Origin of the sequence: Thermoanaerobacter sp. YS13 (assembly GCF_000806225.2) — a bacterium.
Classification (GTDB): domain Bacteria; phylum Bacillota; class Thermoanaerobacteria; order Thermoanaerobacterales; family Thermoanaerobacteraceae; genus Thermoanaerobacter; species Thermoanaerobacter uzonensis.
The window spans coordinates 152,493-169,056 of record NZ_JOOI01000002.1 but is presented as its reverse complement, the minus strand read 5'-3'; the positions used below and the strand labels follow the sequence as shown (position 1 = coordinate 169,056).

Genomic DNA, 16,564 nt, shown 5'->3' with positions numbered 1-16,564 from the left:
CATGAAAGTGGCCATTATCGGGGCTGGAGTTTCAGGGCTGACTGCGGCAATTACTTTTCAAAGGTATGGCATCACACCGGATATTTTTGAAAAAAAGTGCAAAATAGGCGAATTATTTAACCATGTTGCCGGATTGTTGAAAGTAATAAATAGGCCTATAAAGGATCCACTTCATCATCTTAAAAATGTTTATGGAATAGAGGTTAAACCAATTAACATAATTGACAAAATAGTTATGAATGGGCCAACTGTAACAGCTTCTGTTACAGGAAGTAATCTTGGGTACATGATTTTAAGAGGGCAGGATGCAGACTCTCTTGAAAATCAATTGTATAATAAATTAGAAATACCAGTTAATTTCAATATAGAAGCTGATTACAAAAAGTTAAAAAATGATTACGATTACATTATTATTGCTACGGGAAATTCGCAAATTCCAAAAGAATTGGGTTGCTGTCAAGAGTTGGTGACAGCTTGGGTGAGGGTAGCAAATGTTTTAGGGAATTTTGACCCGAAAACTCTTATAATGTGGATAAATACTCTTTATACTAAAAGTGGTTATGTATATCTCATGCCTTATAATGAAAAAAGAGCTGTCTTAGCTATGGTATTGCCTTATATTTCAAAAGAAGAGTTGCAGTATTATTGGGATACATTTCTAAAAGTAGAAAAGATGAATGTGGATATTGTAAATATGGTGGATTTAGAGAAAACTTCGGGTAATTGTTTTCCACATCAATATGAAAATCTGTTTTTTGTTGGGAATGCAGGAGGAGCTATAGAGCCTTTTTTAGGTTTTGGGACTTTTAACTCTATTGTAAGTGGAGCTATAGCAGCAAAAAGTATAGCTGAAGGAGTCGATTTTAAAAAAGAAATAAGCTTTTTGTCTGAGGCAAATATAAAGATGTTAGAATTTAGAAAAGCTTTAGACCTTATGGACAATGATAAGTTGGATAAGTTTATAAAAATTCTTACTTTTCCTCCTGTGAAAAAACTTATTTACAATACTAATTTCAATGCTATAAAATATGGCTCTATTTTTATGAAATATACAATAAATAAAATGAACAATAAACCTTATGAACATAGAAAGAAGGTATAAAAATGAAAGTGGCAATAATTGGAGCAGGAGTGGCAGGTCTATGTTGTGCATATACTCTTGAGAAATTAGGTATACCTTGTGATATTTACGAAAGAAAACATACAATTGGAAGCCTGTATTCTTACGGAGAATTGTTATTGCAGATTGTACATAGACCTTATAAGGATCCTCTTAAGTTTATAGCTAAAGAGTTTGGAATTTTAGTTGAGCCTTTGACTGAAGTAAAAAAGATAGTTATCAAATCTCCAAAGAGGGAAGCTTTCATTGAAGGTAAAAAACTTGGATATATTGTAAAAAAAGGGCAAGAACAGGAGAGCATAGAAAACCAATTAGCAAAAAGAATAAATGCAAAGATAAATTTTAATGTTAATGCGGATTATAGGGAATTAGCCAAATCTTATAATTATGTGGTAGTTGCTACAGGAAATAGTATGATAGCAAAACAACTTACAAAAGTTAAAAATGTAGTTTCTTCAAGGATTAAAGGAGGAATTGCTTTAGGAGATTTTGAGCCTCATACTGTGTACTTATGGCTTAACACTCTATATGCAAGGTCAGGTTTTGGCTATCTTGTACCTCTTAGTAAAAATAAAGCCTCAATAATTCTTGTGGCTACTTATACACAAAAAGAAGAGATTGAAAATATGTGGCATACATTTTTGTATCAAGAAAAATTAAATTATGAGATGATAGAAACTTTTGAAACGCAATTGGACATCAGTATAACAGATAAACATCAAATAGACAATATGTATCTAATAGGAAATGCAGGGGGATTTTTAGACCCTTTTTTAGGATTTGGACTTTTAAACGCAGTGGAGAGTGCAGTCTATGCGGGAGAATCAATAAAACATGGTGAAGATTATGAGAAAAAAGTAAAAAAAATAACAGATAGAGTTGATAAACTTGTAGATTTTAGGAAGATGATGGATAGGATAAAAAATGAAGACTATGATAGGGTAGTAAAAGTGATTGGGAATCCTATAGTTAAAAGAGTGATGTACAAAACTAATTTAGATGTCATAAAATATTTATATTTTCTTATGAAAATAACAAACAGGACCCAGTGATTAAACTGGGCCTTAAATATTCCACAATTGAAGTCCTGTTGTTTCATCATAAAATCTTTCCAAATTATTGTCACCGTAATCTGTTATTACGAATTCTGCAGCAAATATTATTGTCCCTTCCATTAAATGACCGCCAAAAGCGTTTCCGTTTTTATCTGCTAATGTTATGTGGACATGAGCAAAGGGTTTGCCATCTTTTACTGAAATATTTCCTGTGGCATTTAGTATTTCCATGTGCTCGTCTTTTGATATGTATATGTAGTTTTTGCTTTGTACATCATAGTAGCCAAATACTGCTTTTGATACAGCACCTATTATGCGTATTTCACCAGAACGTATATTTTCACTGGCGATGACTTTATTAATTTCTTCTAAAAGGTCTTTACCATATGGAAATCTTCCCATGAACCTTCTTTCAATTAATACACTTTTATATCCCATAAAACCACATCCTTTTAATTTTCATTTTTTACACTATAATTATATCACAAAAAACTTGTTTCAACATGGCATTTGCATAGTACAAAATTTTGACCCATGACTGGTTGTTACAAAAAGTTGTAATATGAACTTAAGAATAGTATAATTAATTATTAAGAAGGAAAGATTGGTAAGGTAAGTTAAGGCATAGAAATTAAAACTTGTAAGGAGAAAGATGTATGAGACCTTATGAAAAAGAAATACAAAGCATAAAAAATCAGATAATTCAAAAATATAAGCCAGAGGATATATACCTTTTTGGTTCATGTGCGAGAGGTATAATAACTAAAAGAAGTGACATAGATATATGTGTGATTATTGCTACGGATAATAAAAGAAAACTCATTCAGCAAATGCTCATAGAACTTGATTACACCGTTGACATAGATATAATAGTTTATACTCCGGAAGAATGGAAAAAGTACAAAAATGACCCTTCAACTTTTGCTTATTTGATTAAATCAAAAGGAGTGAGTTTGCTTGGTTGATTCTAAAAAAATTGAAGACTGGTTTAATATGGCTAAGAAAGATTTTAATGGTGCAAAAATTTTGTATGAACATGGTGGCGATTATTATCTTATATGCTTTCACTGTCAACAAACTATAGAAAAATATTTAAAGGGTTATTTAATATCAAAAACGGGTGTAATTAATGAAGGACATAGTTTGGTAAAACTTTGTAAAGAAGCACAAAAATATAATGAGAATTTCAAAAATTTTCTTAAGGATTGTGCATTAGTAAACTCATATTACATTGAAACAAGATATCCTGCTGAAGAACCTCTTTATGTGGAGGAAGAAGAGGTTTTGGAATGCATGAGAATAACAGAAGAAATTATGAATTTTATAGATAAATTAGTACAAGAAAAGAACTAAAAAGGCGGTTTTCCCGCCTTTTTTATCATCTAAATAGAGCCACAAAGACAAGGGTTATTGTGCTTATGAGCTTTATGAGAACGTGCAGTGAAGGACCAGCTGTATCTTTAAATGGATCACCTACAGTGTCTCCTACCACTCCAGCTTTATGAGCTTCAGACTTTTTACCACCGTAATTGCCAAGTTCTATAAATTTCTTTGCATTATCCCAAGCACCGCCGCCGTTGTTTAAGAATAAAGCCAGTATTACACCAGAAATAGTACCTATCATTAAGAAAGCTGCTGCAGCTTCCTTACCAAGGATTACACCTACTAATATCGGTGTTACTACTACGATAAGTCCTGGAATTACCATTTCTTTTAAAGCACCTTTAGTTACAATATCTACTGTTTTAGCATAGTCTGGCTTTGTTGTACCTTCCATGATGCCGGGAATTTCCCTAAACTGTCTCCTAACTTCCAGAATAACATATTGTGCAGCTCTACCAACAGCTCTTATTGCAGTTGAACTAAAGAGATATACAATCATTGCTCCTATAAATGCTCCTATGAAAACTTCGGGTTTTCCTATATCTACAGCAAACCAAGAATCAATAGGTTTACCCAGTATCTTTTTGACTTCGTCCAAATATGCAGAGAAAAGCAAGAAAGTTGCAAGAGCGGCTGAACCTACTGCGTATCCTTTTGTTAAAGCTTTTGTAGTGTTCCCACAAGCGTCTAACCTGTCTGTCACATGTCTTACTGACTCTGGTGCTCCTGACATTTCAGTAATTCCACCAGCATTATCAGTAATAGGTCCAAATGTATCCATTGCAAGTATATAGGCGGTTGTAGACAGCATGCCCATTGTTGCAATAGCTGTGCCGTAAAGTCCAGAAGTCCCTATATGAGGAAGTGCTAATTCACCAAGTTTATAAGCTATAAATATTGCTGCAGATATAAATATAACTGGAAGGGCAGTAGATTCCATACCGACAGAAATACCTGTAATTATGTTTGTAGCAGCTCCCGTTGTTGAAGCTTTAGCAATTTCCTGTACAGGACGTTTATTTACAGAAGTATAATAGTCTGTCAAGAATACAAAGATGTAACTTAGTACAACACCTGTTACTACTGCACCATACAGTAACCAATAATTAACTTCACTGCCATTAGGCAAATGTCCAGAAAGCATTATTTTTACTGCAAAGAAAAGAGCGATTAAATTTACAACGGTAGTGACAAAGTAACCTTTATTTAAAGCTATCATTGGGTCTTTTGATTCATCTTTTGTATTGACGAAAAAAATACCTATGATAGAGGCAATTATACCTATTGCACGGGCTACTAATGGGAATAGTATTCCTTTCCAACCAAAAACGGGATAAAGGCCTACTCCTAATATCATAGCGCCAATATTTTCAGCAGCAGTTGATTCGAAGAGGTCAGCTCCTCTTCCTGCACAGTCTCCTACATTATCTCCCACAAGGTCAGCTATAACTGCGGGATTTCTTGGGTCATCTTCTGGAATTCCCGCTTCTACTTTACCCACAAGGTCGGCCCCTACATCAGCAGCTTTGGTATATATACCACCGCCTAGCTGGGCAAACAATGCTACGAAAGAAGCACCAAAACCAAAACCGACGATTAGAGAGGGAGCTTCTTTTATCAAGTCTTCTTGACCTGACAAACCACCATATGCCAAAAACAAGGTAGCAACCCCAAAGAGGGACAAGGCGGTTACAGCCAAACCTGTCACAGCTCCTCCTTTTAAAGCAATTTGCAGAGCCCTGTTAAGGCCAGATTTTGCACCAGCCGCGGCTCTTACGTTCGAATTTACTGCCATATACATTCCAATGTAACCCGACAGTGCTGAACAAAAGGCACCTGTAATAAAGGCGAGTCCTACATGCCATGCAAAACTTAACGCAGTACTTGTTCCTTCAGATAAATGTCCATAATAATTAGCTACAATAATTATTACAGCTACAATTAATGCTAAAAATGCAATTGTTTTATATTGTCTGTTTAAAAAAGCCATAGCTCCTTCTTTTATAGCGTCTGAAATTTGTTGCATTTTTTCATTGCCTTTATTTTGTGCAAATATAAATTTAACTAAACCAATTATAACGAGGGCTGCAATAATTATAACCCCGTAAATTAAAACAAGATAGGAACCCAATTTGTATCATCCCTTTCTTTGTATTTTTACTACTATTCATTAACTATTTCGACAAACTTTTAAAAATTCCTTCAATTATTTTTGAAATGTTTCTAAATTGAACGATATAACTGAAATTAATTGAAAGTACAAAAATCGCAAATAAATAAAACATGTTATTGAAAAAATATATATAATAATTTAAAATATAAGCATAATTAGTATAACATTATTAATAAAATATATTATACTAATCCAAAAAAAGGAGGAATTAATTTGTCAAAAATAACTTTAACTGTGATTAAAGCAGATGTTGGTGGTTTTGTAGGGCATACAGATGTACATCCCGAGCTTCTTGAGATTGCTAAGAAACATTTAAAAGAAAAAGGAAAAATGCTCATTGACTTTCATGTGACTAGAGTAGGAGATGACATTGAACTTATAATGACCCATAGAGAAGGAGTAGATAACGAGGAAGTTCATAAACTTGCATGGGATGCACTTTGGAGATGCAGTGAGAAAGCTAAAGAACTTAAATTGTACGGTGCAGGACAAGATTTGTTGAAAGATTCATTTTCAGGTAATATAAAGGGGTTAGGACCGGGAATTGCAGAAATGGAATTTGAAGAAAGAAAAAGTGAGCCTGTCATAATTTTTATGGCTGATAAAACAGAGCCAGGAGCATGGAATTTACCCCTTTACAAGATGTTTGCAGATCCTTTTAATACAGTAGGACTTGTGATTGACCCTAATATGCATCAAGGATTTAAATTTGAGGTTTATGATATGATTGGGCACAAAAAAATAATATTTGAAACTCCTCATGAAATTTATGATATGCTGGTCTTTATTGGAGCGACAGGACGATATTGCATACGAAAAGTGTATACAAAAAACAATGAAATTGCAGCAGTGTCTTCTACTCAAAGAATGAATTTTATGGCGGGAAAGTATATAGGAAAGGATGACCCTGTACTTATTGTGAGATGCCAGAATGGTCTTCCAGCAGTAGGTGAAGCGTTGGAACCTTTTGCTAATTCCTATCTTGTTGCTGGTTGGATGAGGGGGTCTCATAATGGCCCTATGATACCTGTTTCATTGGAAGATGCTGTGCCTACCAGATTTGATGGGCCTCCAAGAGTATGCGCACTTGGCTTTCAATTAGCAGAGGGTAAGCTTATTGGCCCACAGGACTTCTTTAAAGATGTTGCTTTTGACAATGCAAGGGAAAAAGCGTTAGAAATGGCCGATTATATAAGAAAGATGGGACCCTTTGAGCCTCACAGGTTGCCTTTAGAGGAGTTGGAATACACTACCCTCCCTCATGTTGTTGAAAAACTTCAAGGGAGATGGGAGGAAGAATGAGGTGCAAATTGCGCCTCATTCTTCCATTTTTTCAAGAAAAGATTTTTGAAAAGTTTATCGAATAAATATAAAAGATTGGACAATTTTTATGTGACAACTATTTAATAATTTTGAATTGATATATACTTGTTAATGTTTTATTATTATTGTAAGGGATATGGAGGGAGGTAGTAGTGATTTTTATGAAAACGTTAAATGAGAAGTTTTTTAAGTTAATGGACAAGGTCATTTTAATTTTGGTCATTTTGATAGCAGCATTAAGCATTTTTTTATATAAGCTTCAAAAGGTAGAAGAGCCCATTTTTGCAAAAACGCCTCAATATCACTTTTATATGGTAGCTCAAAATTCTGTAGATCCTTTTTGGAAAGAAGTAAAAATTGGTGCCATGGATGCTGCAAAACGTTACAATGTTGCAATTGAATTTAATGCTCCTAAATTTAATAACATCCAAGAGGAACTTCAGTATTTGGATATTTCTATACTCTCTAAAGTTGATGGCATAATAACTCATGTTTCAAACAGTAAAGAATTTGTAGACTTGATTGAAGAGGCCTATAAAGAAGGGATACCAGTAGTTACTATAGAAAATGACGCAAAAGATAGCAAAAGACAGGCTTTTATAGGTACTAACAGTTTTCAGCTAGGTGAAGAAGCCGGAAAGCTTATGATTAAAGCCACCAAGGGAAAAGCCAACATTGCTATAATTGTTAGCAATGATTATCAATTGGACACTGTAAATCAAAATTTGAAAATCAATGGTTTTTTAGATGCCATAAAAGATTATCCTCAAATGAAAGTAGTAAAAGTTTACACTTCAAAATTAGGTACTTTAAGTGCAGAAGAAATTACTCAGTCAATTATAAGCAGTAAGCAAAACATAGATGCAATTTATACTACAGATTCTGTGGATACTATTGGTACTGCACAAGTAATAGTTGATTTTAACAAGGTGGGAGACATAGCGATTGTAGGATATGGAGATACAGCGGATATTTTAAGGTATATCGACAAGGGAATAATATACGGTACAGTTATGAGTGACCCTTACAGAATAGGATATGAAAGTGTAAAATCTATGGTGGAAATTAAAGAAAAAAATAATGTTTCTACATTTGTTGATATAGGAGTAAATGTTATTACCAAGGACAATGTCAAAGAATATTTCAAAAGAATACAATCAATAGAATAAGGTGATGGCATGAAAAAAGATATGTGGAGATTTACGGGCATAAGGCGAAAATTGATAGTTTATTACCTCATAATTACTATTTTAATGGGTATCACAAGTTTTTATTCGTATTATAATGCAAAGTCAGTTATAAATCGTTTAAAATCAATTTTTGTGGATTATATATACCTTAACAATTTAAATACAGATGTAAACATGTTGGAAACAGAAGTGGAGAAGTACTTATCTACCAAATCGTCAGACGCCCTTTTAAATTATTATACCCTCTATAACAAACTTCAAGAGCAAGCCTCCGCTATTTTAAATGAAAAAAACTATGACCAGGATGGTTTAATGTTAAAGGATATAGGGAATATGATTGAAAGCCTTTTGAATGAAACTGACGCAGCAATAAATGCTAAAAGAGGCAGGATAAGCAGCGAGTACATTGCACATTTTACGAGGTCCAATAAAATAAGTGAATATATAAAACTTTACATTAATAATCTTCTTAACAGTAAATTGCAAGAGGGTTCTTTAAAATATGCATCTATAACAAAAAACATGGAGTTTATAAGTTATTTGAATATGTTTTTGATAATAGGTTCTATTCTTTTTAACATATTTTTTGCAATATTTTTTACCTATCGAATTACAAAACCTCTTATAGACCTTTCCCATTTGGCAGTGAGAGTTTCAAAAGGAGATTTTGATGTAAGACCGCTTTCTATAAAGACAAACGATGAGATAAATATACTTGCAGAAGCTTTTAATAAGATGGTAGTAAGCATAAAAAATTATATAGGAGAAATCAAAAATCAGGCAGAAGTAGAGAAAAAATTAAAAGAACAAGAGATGCAAAATCTCAAAATGAGAAATATTTTAAAAGAGGCAGAACTTAAGGCTTTGCAGTCCCAAATAAATCCACATTTTCTCTTTAATACCCTAAATGCAGCTGCACAATTAGCGATGATGGAAGGGGCAGATAAATCTTCGGAGTTTATAGAAAACGTTGCAAACCTATTTAGATATAATCTAAAAAAATTGGATACTACAGTTACTTTGCAGGACGAGATAAACAATGTAAAGACATATATGTACATTTTGAAAACGAGATTTGGCGACAGAGTAGATTTTAAAGTAGATGTAGACGAAGGGGTTTTAGATGTAGAAATGCCTTGTACAATAATTCAGCCTGTAGTTGAAAATGCATTTATTCACGGATTAGAAGATATAGAAAAAAGAGGTTTTATTAAACTTACGGTAAAGAAGGATAATGATAAAGTTTTAATAGAGGTTATTGACAATGGGATAGGAATGAGTGAAGAAAAAGTAAGGGCAATATTATCAGCAGACAATGAGGATTTATCTAAAAGGCATGTTACGGGAATTGGCATGCACAATATCATAAACAGACTAAGACTTTTTTATAACACTTCTGCTATAGAAGATGTAATTGAGATAGATAGCAAAATAGGAGAAGGAACAAAAGTTACTTTAAAAATTCCTTTAATGAAGGGTGATAAAGAAAATGATTAAATTGTTTATTGCGGATGATGAGCAAATAGTTATAGATTCAATTAAATTTATCATAGAAAAGAATGATGTAAAAGCTGATATAATTGGTTTTGCCAAATCTGGAAGAGAAGCCATTGAAAAAGTGGAAATTTTAAAGCCTGATGTAGTTTTTATGGATATAAAGATGCCAGGAATAGATGGAATTGAAGCCATAAAGCAAATTAAAGAAAGGCATAAGGATATAATTTTTGTTATTATTACCGCTTATGAGTATTTTAATTATGCGAAAGAGGCAATAGACCTTGGAGTGTTAGATTATCTTTTAAAGCCTCTTAATAGAAATAAAGTCGTAGAAACTATAAAGAAAGCTATTGAGGTGATTGAAAAAAGAAGAGAGGCAATGTTAAAAGAGTTAGAGTTAAAGGAAAAACTCAATAAGATTATTCCTTATTTGGAAGGGCAATTTTTGTATACTACTCTTTTTAGTGGTATAACCTATGATGACTTACCCCTTTATGAAGATATATTTGGAATAGAATTAAAGCGTGGTTATGCGATGATAGTGACAGTGGAGGATTTTGGTAAAAATATCAAAGATCAAAGTCTAAAATTGAGCATAGAAAAACAAAATTTTTATGATTATTTTAAACCAATTGTAAAGAATATTAAAAAATGTTTGGTAGGGCCATACTTTATTGACAAATTGTTTGTGTATTTTCCTGTGGAGGGGGGAAATTCATTTGAGATTAAAAATAATTCTATAGAAACAGCGCAGAAAATAATAGAGGCTATAAACCAAAAAGTGAAAATTCCTTACAGAATTGGAATAGGTAGAGTTTACAGTTTCGATAATATTTTAAAGTCTTATTATGAAGCAGAAATGGCATTAAAAATGGCAAAAAATGAACTGATTGTACATTTTGATGATATTGCAATGCCACAAAATAAATTTAAGCCTTATCCTATTAATAAAGAAAGACTTTTTATTGATAGACTTATGACTGGAGACCTTCAAGGTTCTTTTAGCATATTTAATGAAATTTACGAGTGGATGGTTTTAGAATACCAAGAGGATGTAGATAAAATAAAGTCAAAACTTATAGAAATAATCGGTGTTATTAAAAGAAATCTTTCTTATTATTCTGAGGAGGAAAACTTTATTGAAAACCGAGAGTTGGAAGAAATTTTGAAAATAAACGATGTTGACAAAATAAAGTTTATATTTATCAATACTCTGAAAAATCTATTCGACAGCATAAAAACTATCAACAAAGAAAAAATGGATACCTTTATGGCCAAAATAATTAGATTTATAGAGGACAATTTCAATAAAGACATTACACTGGATGATGTTGCAAAAGAAGTAAATATGAGTTACCACTATTTTAGTAAATTTTTCAAAGATCAAACTGGAAAAAATTTTATCGATTACTTGACAAATTTGAGAGTAACTAAAGCTAAAGAACTATTAGAGGATGAAACTGTAAGCATAAAAGAAGTGTGCTATAAGGTTGGCTACAGCGATCCAAATTATTTTAGCAAGATATTTAAAAAAGCTACAGGGATGACGCCTACAGAGTACAGATTGGCTATTTACAAAAAAGGGGGTGTGATTGGTGGAGAGTAAAAATGTAATCAAAGTGATAGTAGCAATTGTCCTTATGATTATTTTAGGTGTTTTAGTTTTTTTGACTGTTAAGCATGTAGTAGCATATAGAGAGGTAAAGAATCTACACTCTAACCTAGATAAAAAAGAACATAAAATTAAAATTGGTTTTTCTCTTGGTACCTTAAAAGAAGAAAGATGGATTAAAGATCGAGATATAGTAATGGCAAAGTTGCGGGAATTGGGGGCAGAGGTTTTAGTGCAAAACGCTAATAATGATGACCAAGACCAATTAAAACAGGTGAGATACCTTTTGGACCAAAAAATTGACGTACTTATCATTGTTCCAAATGACCTTGAAAAAGCCTCTTATGCGGTATCATTGGCACAAAAAGAAGGAGTAAAAGTGATATCCTATGACAGGCTTGTTACAAAATCAAATGTAGACCTTTATATATCCTTTGACAACGTAAAAGTTGGGAAACTGATGGCGGAATATTTAGTGAAAAAAGTGCCAAGAGGGAATTATCTTATAATAAACGGTGCTACGACGGATAACAACACAAAAATGATAAAAGAAGGATATGACAGTGTTCTAAAGCCCAGAATTGAAAGTGGAGACATAAAAATTGTAAAAGAAGACTGGGCACCTAATTGGATGACGGAATATGCTTTTAATTCTACTGATGAACTGCTGCAAAAGGGTGTGAAAATTGATGCCGTAATAGCAGGGGATGATGCTTTAGCGGGAGGAATTATAGAGGCTTTATCAGAGCACAGATTAGCGGGAAAAGTATTGGTTGCAGCTCAGGATGCTGACCTTGCTGCATGTCAAAGGATAGTGGAAGGAACTCAGGCTATGACAGTGTACAAACCAATTGATAAATTGGCAGAAGCCACCGCAAAAATGGCTATGAAACTTGCAAAGGGAGAAAAATTAAACGTGAAAAATACCATATATGACGGGAAATATTACGTTCCTTATTATGTTCTTGAACCAATTGCTGTTGATAAAACTAATATAGATGATACTGTAATAAAAGACGGTTTTCACAATCGCGATGAAGTATACAGAAATGTATCTAAATGATTATTCAGGCTTTAAGCCTGTATTTTTTTGTCTTAAAAAAATACAGATTGATAAGTTAAAAAATTTAAATCGCCAAAAAAGTAAAGGATAACAAAAAAAGTTCCAGAGGCATTTTGGGTGTGAAGGTAGAATTAATATTATTGTTAAAAAATAAATTGCTAAAATAAAATTTTAGAAAGGAGAGATAATGTACAATGAGTAACAAACGCAGACTTGTAGTGGTAGTAATAGCATTACTGTTGTTAGTATCTGCTTTTCTTGGTGGTTGTGGTTCTTCAAAGCAAACTTCTAATTCGTCTTCTTCACCTTCCTCAAAGCAGACTTCTGAAAAAAAATTAGCTGTTGGTATTGTGTTACCAACAAAAGATGAGCCAAGATGGATTCAGGACGAGACTCGTTTTCAGGATGCATTAAAAAATACTCCTTATTCTGCTGAAATTCTTTTCAGCCAAGGCGATCCTGCTAAGGAGAAGGCCAATGTAGAAACTTTGATAAGTAAAGGTATAAAGGTACTTATCCTATGTCCTCAAGATGCAAATGCAGCAGCAGCTTCTGCAGAGGAGGCTAAAAAAGCAGGTGTAAAGGTTATATCTTATGACAGATTAATACTTAACACAGATGCAGTAGATTATTATGTCACTTTTGATAGTGTACAGGTAGGTAAAGAACAAGGACAATATTTAGTTGATCATGCAACAGGTAAAGGCAATCCTTTATATCTCTATGCTGGTGCTTTATCTGATAACAACTCTTTCTTATTCTTCCAAGGAGCATGGGAAGTTTTACAGCCAAAGATCGCTGATGGCACTTTTGTAATTGCAAATTCTGACAAAGCAGTTGCATTAAAAGATAAAAAAGATTTAACTCGTGATGAAATGGCAAGTATTATAGGACAAATTACTACAAATTGGGATTTCAATACTGCTAAAAACCTTGCTCAAGCAAACCTTGCTAAGGCGCCAAAAAATTTAAAGGGTAATGTATTTATACTTGCTCCTAATGACGGTACCGCAAGGTCAATAGCAGATACTTTTAAAGCAGATCCGGAAATTAAAAGTTATGTAATTACTGGACAAGATGCTGAAAAACCATCTATTCAATACATTATTGATGGCAAACAATCTATGACTGTCTTCAAAGATGTTAGGATTCTTGTCAAGGATGCAATAAATGCTGCTTTGACATATTTAGACGGGAAAACACCAGAATCTACAAAAACTTATAATAATGGTGTAAAAGAGGTTCCTTCTAAACCATCTCCTGTACAAGTAGTAGATAAGAATAATGTAAAACAAGCCTTAATAGATTCTGGATATTACAAAGAAAGCGATTTTACTTGGCCTAAATAATTGTTGGAGGTGTAAAGAATGGGTACCCCGCTTATAGAGCTTGTAAACGTGAGTAAAAGTTTTTCAGGTGTACAGGTATTATTTGGTGTAAATTTTAAAGTTCAACCAGGGGAGATACATTGTTTAGTTGGAGAAAATGGAGCCGGCAAAAGCACTTTAATGAAAATCTTAAGCGGGGTATACCCTTATGGTGAATACGAAGGAGAGATAAGACTTGAGGGATACCCTGTAAGATTTTTTAGCATAAAAGACAGTGAAAAAGCCGGAATTTCCATTATCCATCAAGAACTTTCTTTAGTTCCAGAGATGACAGTATATGAGAATATCTTTTTAGGAAATGAAATTAAAAAGGGAAGTATAGTAGATACTTTTGAGGAAATAGAAAGAGCACGACAACTTTTATTAAAAGTCAAAGGTGAAAATATTAATCCTACTGCAAAGGCTAAGGACCTTAGTGTAAGTATGCAGCAGCTTGTTGAAATAGCAAAAGCGCTTTCAAAAAATCCCAAAATGTTAATTCTGGATGAGCCAACTTCTGCTTTAAGCGAAACTGAAAGTGAAAATCTCCTTATTCTTTTGAAAGAACTTAAAGAACAAGGAGTTACAATTATTCTTATAAGTCATAGATTAAAAGAAGTTTTGAAAGTGGCGGATTCTATAACTGTTTTACGAGATGGGCAAACAGTAGCTTATTTTAATTGCAAAACTGAAGAAGTAGATGAAAAAAAGATAATAAAGCATATGGTTGGAAGAGAGATTACAAATCTTTATCCAATGCCTATAGCCAAACCTCTAGATGAACCTATAATGGAAATTAAAAAATGGAATGTAGTTGAACCCAGTACAGGCCGCTATTTAGTAAAAGATGCAAACATTGTATTAAAAAAAGGAGAAATAGTAGGGTTATTTGGATTAGTTGGTGCTGGACGTACAGAATTTGGACTTAGCCTTTTTGGGAATCCATATGGCTACATTGTTTCTGGAGATATAATATTAAAAGGCAGAAAAGTAAAATTTAAAACTCCGGAAGACGCAATTAAGCAGGGAGTGCTTTATTTAACGGAGGATCGAAAAGAAAAAGGGCTGATTTTGATAAACAGCATAAAGGAAAATATAAGTTTGGCGAATTTAAAAGCTTTGAAAAAAGGAATTACAGTTGATGAATCAAAAGAGATAGAAATAGCCCAAGGTTTTCAGAAAAGACTTAATATAAAAGCTCGTAATGTTGAAGTTAATGTTTCTACTTTGAGCGGAGGGACTCAGCAAAAAGTTTTGGTAGCTAAAGGCCTTTTTGCTGAACCAGATGTCATTATTTTGGATGAACCTACAAGAGGTATAGATGTTGGCGCAAAATATGAAATATACACCTTAATAAGAGAATTAGCAAGTGAAGGCAAAGCCATTCTCCTTATATCCTCTGAATTACCGGAAATATTGGGAATGAGTGATAGAATATATATAATGAGCAAAGGTAAAATTACAGGGGAACTGAAATCAGAAGAAGCCAATCAAGAAATCGTAATGGCTTATGCCGTGAGCTAAAGGAGGGTTTAAGATTGAAGGAATTTATTCGCCATTTAAAGGAATTTTTGAGAGAGCATGTAAGAGACTATGCTATGTTTATAGCACTTCTTGCAATAATGGCTGTTTTTGCGGCCCTCTCTGGCGGCGATTTTTTATCACCTGTAAATATTAGTAATCTTGTGGACCAGACGGGATATATAGCTGTTCTTGCAATTGGAGAAACTTTAATTATTGTTATACGACATATTGACCTTTCTGTAGGATTTTTGTCTGGATTTTTAGGAGCAATTGCAGCTATATTGATGCAATTTTATCACTTTTCTGCTTTATCAGCTATTATAATAGTGTTAGTATTGGGAACATTGGCTGGATTACTAAACGGTTCACTAGTTGCTTACTTAAGGATCCCAGCTTTTGTTGCTACTTTAGCAGGTTGGCTAGTATATCGTGGTGCTCTTTTGCTGGCTACAAAATCGTCTGGAACCATTATAATTACCAATAAAACTTTTAATGCTATAGGCAACGGTTTTATTCCAGACTTGCCTTTTATAAATAATATTTTACCTAATTATCATAAACTTACCTTGCTAGTGGGTATTGTAACAGCAGTGCTAATTGTTTATTTTTCTCTTAAGAATAGAGCACAACAAATTAAAAGAGGATTCGATGTACTTCCAATCGATATTTTTCTTATCGAATTGCTTTTTATTGATGCTTTATTGTTATATATAACTTTTACTTTAGCAGCTCATCACAGAGGAATTTCATGGACCTTTGTAATTATGATAATTACCACAATTATTTATAGTTTTATTACTAATAGAACCGTTTTGGGAAGACATATTTATGCGGTAGGTGGTAATCCAGAAGCGGCTGCTTTAAGTGGAATTAATGTAAAAAAAATTACGCTTATTGTCTTTGCTTCGATGGGTTTTCTTTCAGGTTTATCAGGAATATTGTTTGCTTCCAGACTTCAATCAGCTACAACTACTGCTGGTACTCTTTTTGAACTTTATGCTATTGCTGGAGCTTTCATAGGTGGAGTATCTGCGGGAGGCGGAGTGGGGAAAGTAATCAACTCATTGATTGGAGCATTTGTTATGTCAACTTTGACTAATGGAATGAATCTTCTAGGAGTGGATATTTCGCTTCAGTATATAATTCTTGGAATAGTTTTGGCTGGCGCTGTCATATTTGATGTGGCAACTCGCAGCAAGGGAAGATAAAAAAGACGGGTAAAACCCGTCTTTTTTATCCCCCGTTTTTTCAATGGTT

The 16,564-nt window shown here is 33.3% G+C and carries 14 protein-coding genes; 12 read left to right on the top strand and 2 right to left on the bottom strand.

The features are described from left to right. Position 1 precedes the first annotated feature (1 nt). Together THYS13_RS08660 and THYS13_RS08655 are read left to right on the top strand one after the other, a co-directional pair. The gene (locus THYS13_RS08660) at positions 2-1,102 is read left to right on the top strand and encodes an NAD(P)/FAD-dependent oxidoreductase (protein ID WP_042834165.1); all 1,101 of its coding nucleotides are present in this window, start codon (positions 2-4) and stop codon (positions 1,100-1,102) included. A 2-nt stretch (positions 1,103-1,104) separates the two neighbouring features. Continuing rightward, positions 1,105-2,172, top strand: coding sequence for an NAD(P)/FAD-dependent oxidoreductase (locus THYS13_RS08655; RefSeq protein WP_042834164.1), 1,068 nt, complete (start codon positions 1,105-1,107; stop codon positions 2,170-2,172). 12 nt (positions 2,173-2,184) lie between these two features. On the opposite strand, the gene THYS13_RS08650 is transcribed toward THYS13_RS08655, so the two are convergent. Further along, positions 2,185-2,613, bottom strand: a complete 429-nt coding sequence (locus tag THYS13_RS08650; protein WP_042834163.1) for a PPC domain-containing DNA-binding protein — start codon at positions 2,611-2,613, stop codon at positions 2,185-2,187. A gap of 218 nt (positions 2,614-2,831) precedes the next feature. Between THYS13_RS08650 and THYS13_RS08645 the strand changes: the two genes are divergently transcribed. Then, positions 2,832-3,140: a nucleotidyltransferase domain-containing protein gene (locus tag THYS13_RS08645; RefSeq protein WP_006569288.1), complete on the top strand. Its 309-nt coding sequence runs from the start codon at positions 2,832-2,834 to the stop codon at positions 3,138-3,140. Beyond that, positions 3,133-3,528, top strand: coding sequence for a HEPN domain-containing protein (locus THYS13_RS08640; RefSeq protein WP_042834162.1), 396 nt, complete (start codon positions 3,133-3,135; stop codon positions 3,526-3,528). Before THYS13_RS08645 ends, THYS13_RS08640 begins: the two co-directional genes overlap by 8 nt. A 25-nt stretch (positions 3,529-3,553) precedes the next feature. Here the strand turns inward: THYS13_RS08640 and THYS13_RS08635 are convergent, their stop codons facing one another. Further along, positions 3,554-5,689 carry a sodium-translocating pyrophosphatase gene (locus tag THYS13_RS08635; protein WP_042834161.1) on the bottom strand — a complete coding sequence of 712 codons (2,136 nt, stop codon included), beginning with the start codon at positions 5,687-5,689 and terminating at the stop codon, positions 3,554-3,556. A gap of 255 nt (positions 5,690-5,944) precedes the next feature. Between THYS13_RS08635 and fbp the strand changes: the two genes are divergently transcribed. The 8 genes from fbp (at position 5,945) to THYS13_RS08595 (ending at position 16,515) form a co-directional block, all read left to right on the top strand. Beyond that, on the top strand, positions 5,945-7,033 hold the full coding sequence (fbp, locus tag THYS13_RS08630; protein WP_042834160.1) for a fructose-1,6-bisphosphate aldolase/phosphatase: 1,089 nt from the start codon (positions 5,945-5,947) through the stop codon (positions 7,031-7,033). Between the two features lie 182 nt (positions 7,034-7,215). Further along, positions 7,216-8,223 (top strand): sugar-binding protein, encoded by a 1,008-nt coding sequence (locus tag THYS13_RS08625; RefSeq protein WP_042834758.1) that lies wholly within the window; start codon positions 7,216-7,218, stop codon positions 8,221-8,223. 9 nt (positions 8,224-8,232) lie between these two features. After that, on the top strand, positions 8,233-9,741 hold the full coding sequence (locus THYS13_RS08620; RefSeq protein ID WP_042834159.1) for a sensor histidine kinase: 1,509 nt from the start codon (positions 8,233-8,235) through the stop codon (positions 9,739-9,741). After that, a complete protein-coding gene (locus THYS13_RS08615; protein ID WP_042834158.1) occupies positions 9,734-11,347 on the top strand; it encodes a response regulator in 1,614 nt (537 codons plus the stop codon). The genes THYS13_RS08620 and THYS13_RS08615 overlap by 8 nt, the downstream gene beginning before the upstream one ends. Continuing rightward, entirely contained in the window at positions 11,337-12,416 is a 1,080-nt protein-coding gene (locus THYS13_RS08610) for a sugar ABC transporter substrate-binding protein (RefSeq protein ID WP_042834157.1), read from the top strand. Before THYS13_RS08615 ends, THYS13_RS08610 begins: the two co-directional genes overlap by 11 nt. 194 nt (positions 12,417-12,610) lie before the next feature. Next, positions 12,611-13,765, top strand: coding sequence for a sugar ABC transporter substrate-binding protein (locus THYS13_RS08605; protein WP_042834156.1), 1,155 nt, complete (start codon positions 12,611-12,613; stop codon positions 13,763-13,765). 18 nt (positions 13,766-13,783) lie between these two features. Beyond that, positions 13,784-15,307, top strand: coding sequence for a sugar ABC transporter ATP-binding protein (locus tag THYS13_RS08600; protein WP_042834155.1), 1,524 nt, complete (start codon positions 13,784-13,786; stop codon positions 15,305-15,307). A gap of 14 nt (positions 15,308-15,321) precedes the next feature. Next, positions 15,322-16,515, top strand: a complete 1,194-nt coding sequence (locus THYS13_RS08595) for a sugar ABC transporter permease (protein WP_042834154.1) — start codon at positions 15,322-15,324, stop codon at positions 16,513-16,515. The last annotated feature ends 49 nt before the right edge of the window (positions 16,516-16,564 follow it).

Excerpts from the sequence above, each read along its gene's own strand:
- THYS13_RS08660 (WP_042834165.1), top strand. The coding sequence starts at position 2 with ATGAAAGTGGCCATTATCGGGGCTGGAGTTTCAGGGCTGACTGCGGCA.
- THYS13_RS08655 (WP_042834164.1), top strand. The coding sequence starts at position 1,105 with ATGAAAGTGGCAATAATTGGAGCAGGAGTGGCAGGTCTATGTTGTGCA.
- THYS13_RS08650 (WP_042834163.1), bottom strand. The coding sequence starts at position 2,613 with ATGGGATATAAAAGTGTATTAATTGAAAGAAGGTTCATGGGAAGATTT.
- THYS13_RS08645 (WP_006569288.1), top strand. The coding sequence starts at position 2,832 with ATGAGACCTTATGAAAAAGAAATACAAAGCATAAAAAATCAGATAATT.
- THYS13_RS08625 (WP_042834758.1), top strand. The coding sequence starts at position 7,216 with ATGAAAACGTTAAATGAGAAGTTTTTTAAGTTAATGGACAAGGTCATT.
- THYS13_RS08620 (WP_042834159.1), top strand. The coding sequence starts at position 8,233 with ATGAAAAAAGATATGTGGAGATTTACGGGCATAAGGCGAAAATTGATA.
- THYS13_RS08615 (WP_042834158.1), top strand. The coding sequence starts at position 9,734 with ATGATTAAATTGTTTATTGCGGATGATGAGCAAATAGTTATAGATTCA.
- THYS13_RS08605 (WP_042834156.1), top strand. The coding sequence starts at position 12,611 with ATGAGTAACAAACGCAGACTTGTAGTGGTAGTAATAGCATTACTGTTG.
- THYS13_RS08600 (WP_042834155.1), top strand. The coding sequence starts at position 13,784 with ATGGGTACCCCGCTTATAGAGCTTGTAAACGTGAGTAAAAGTTTTTCA.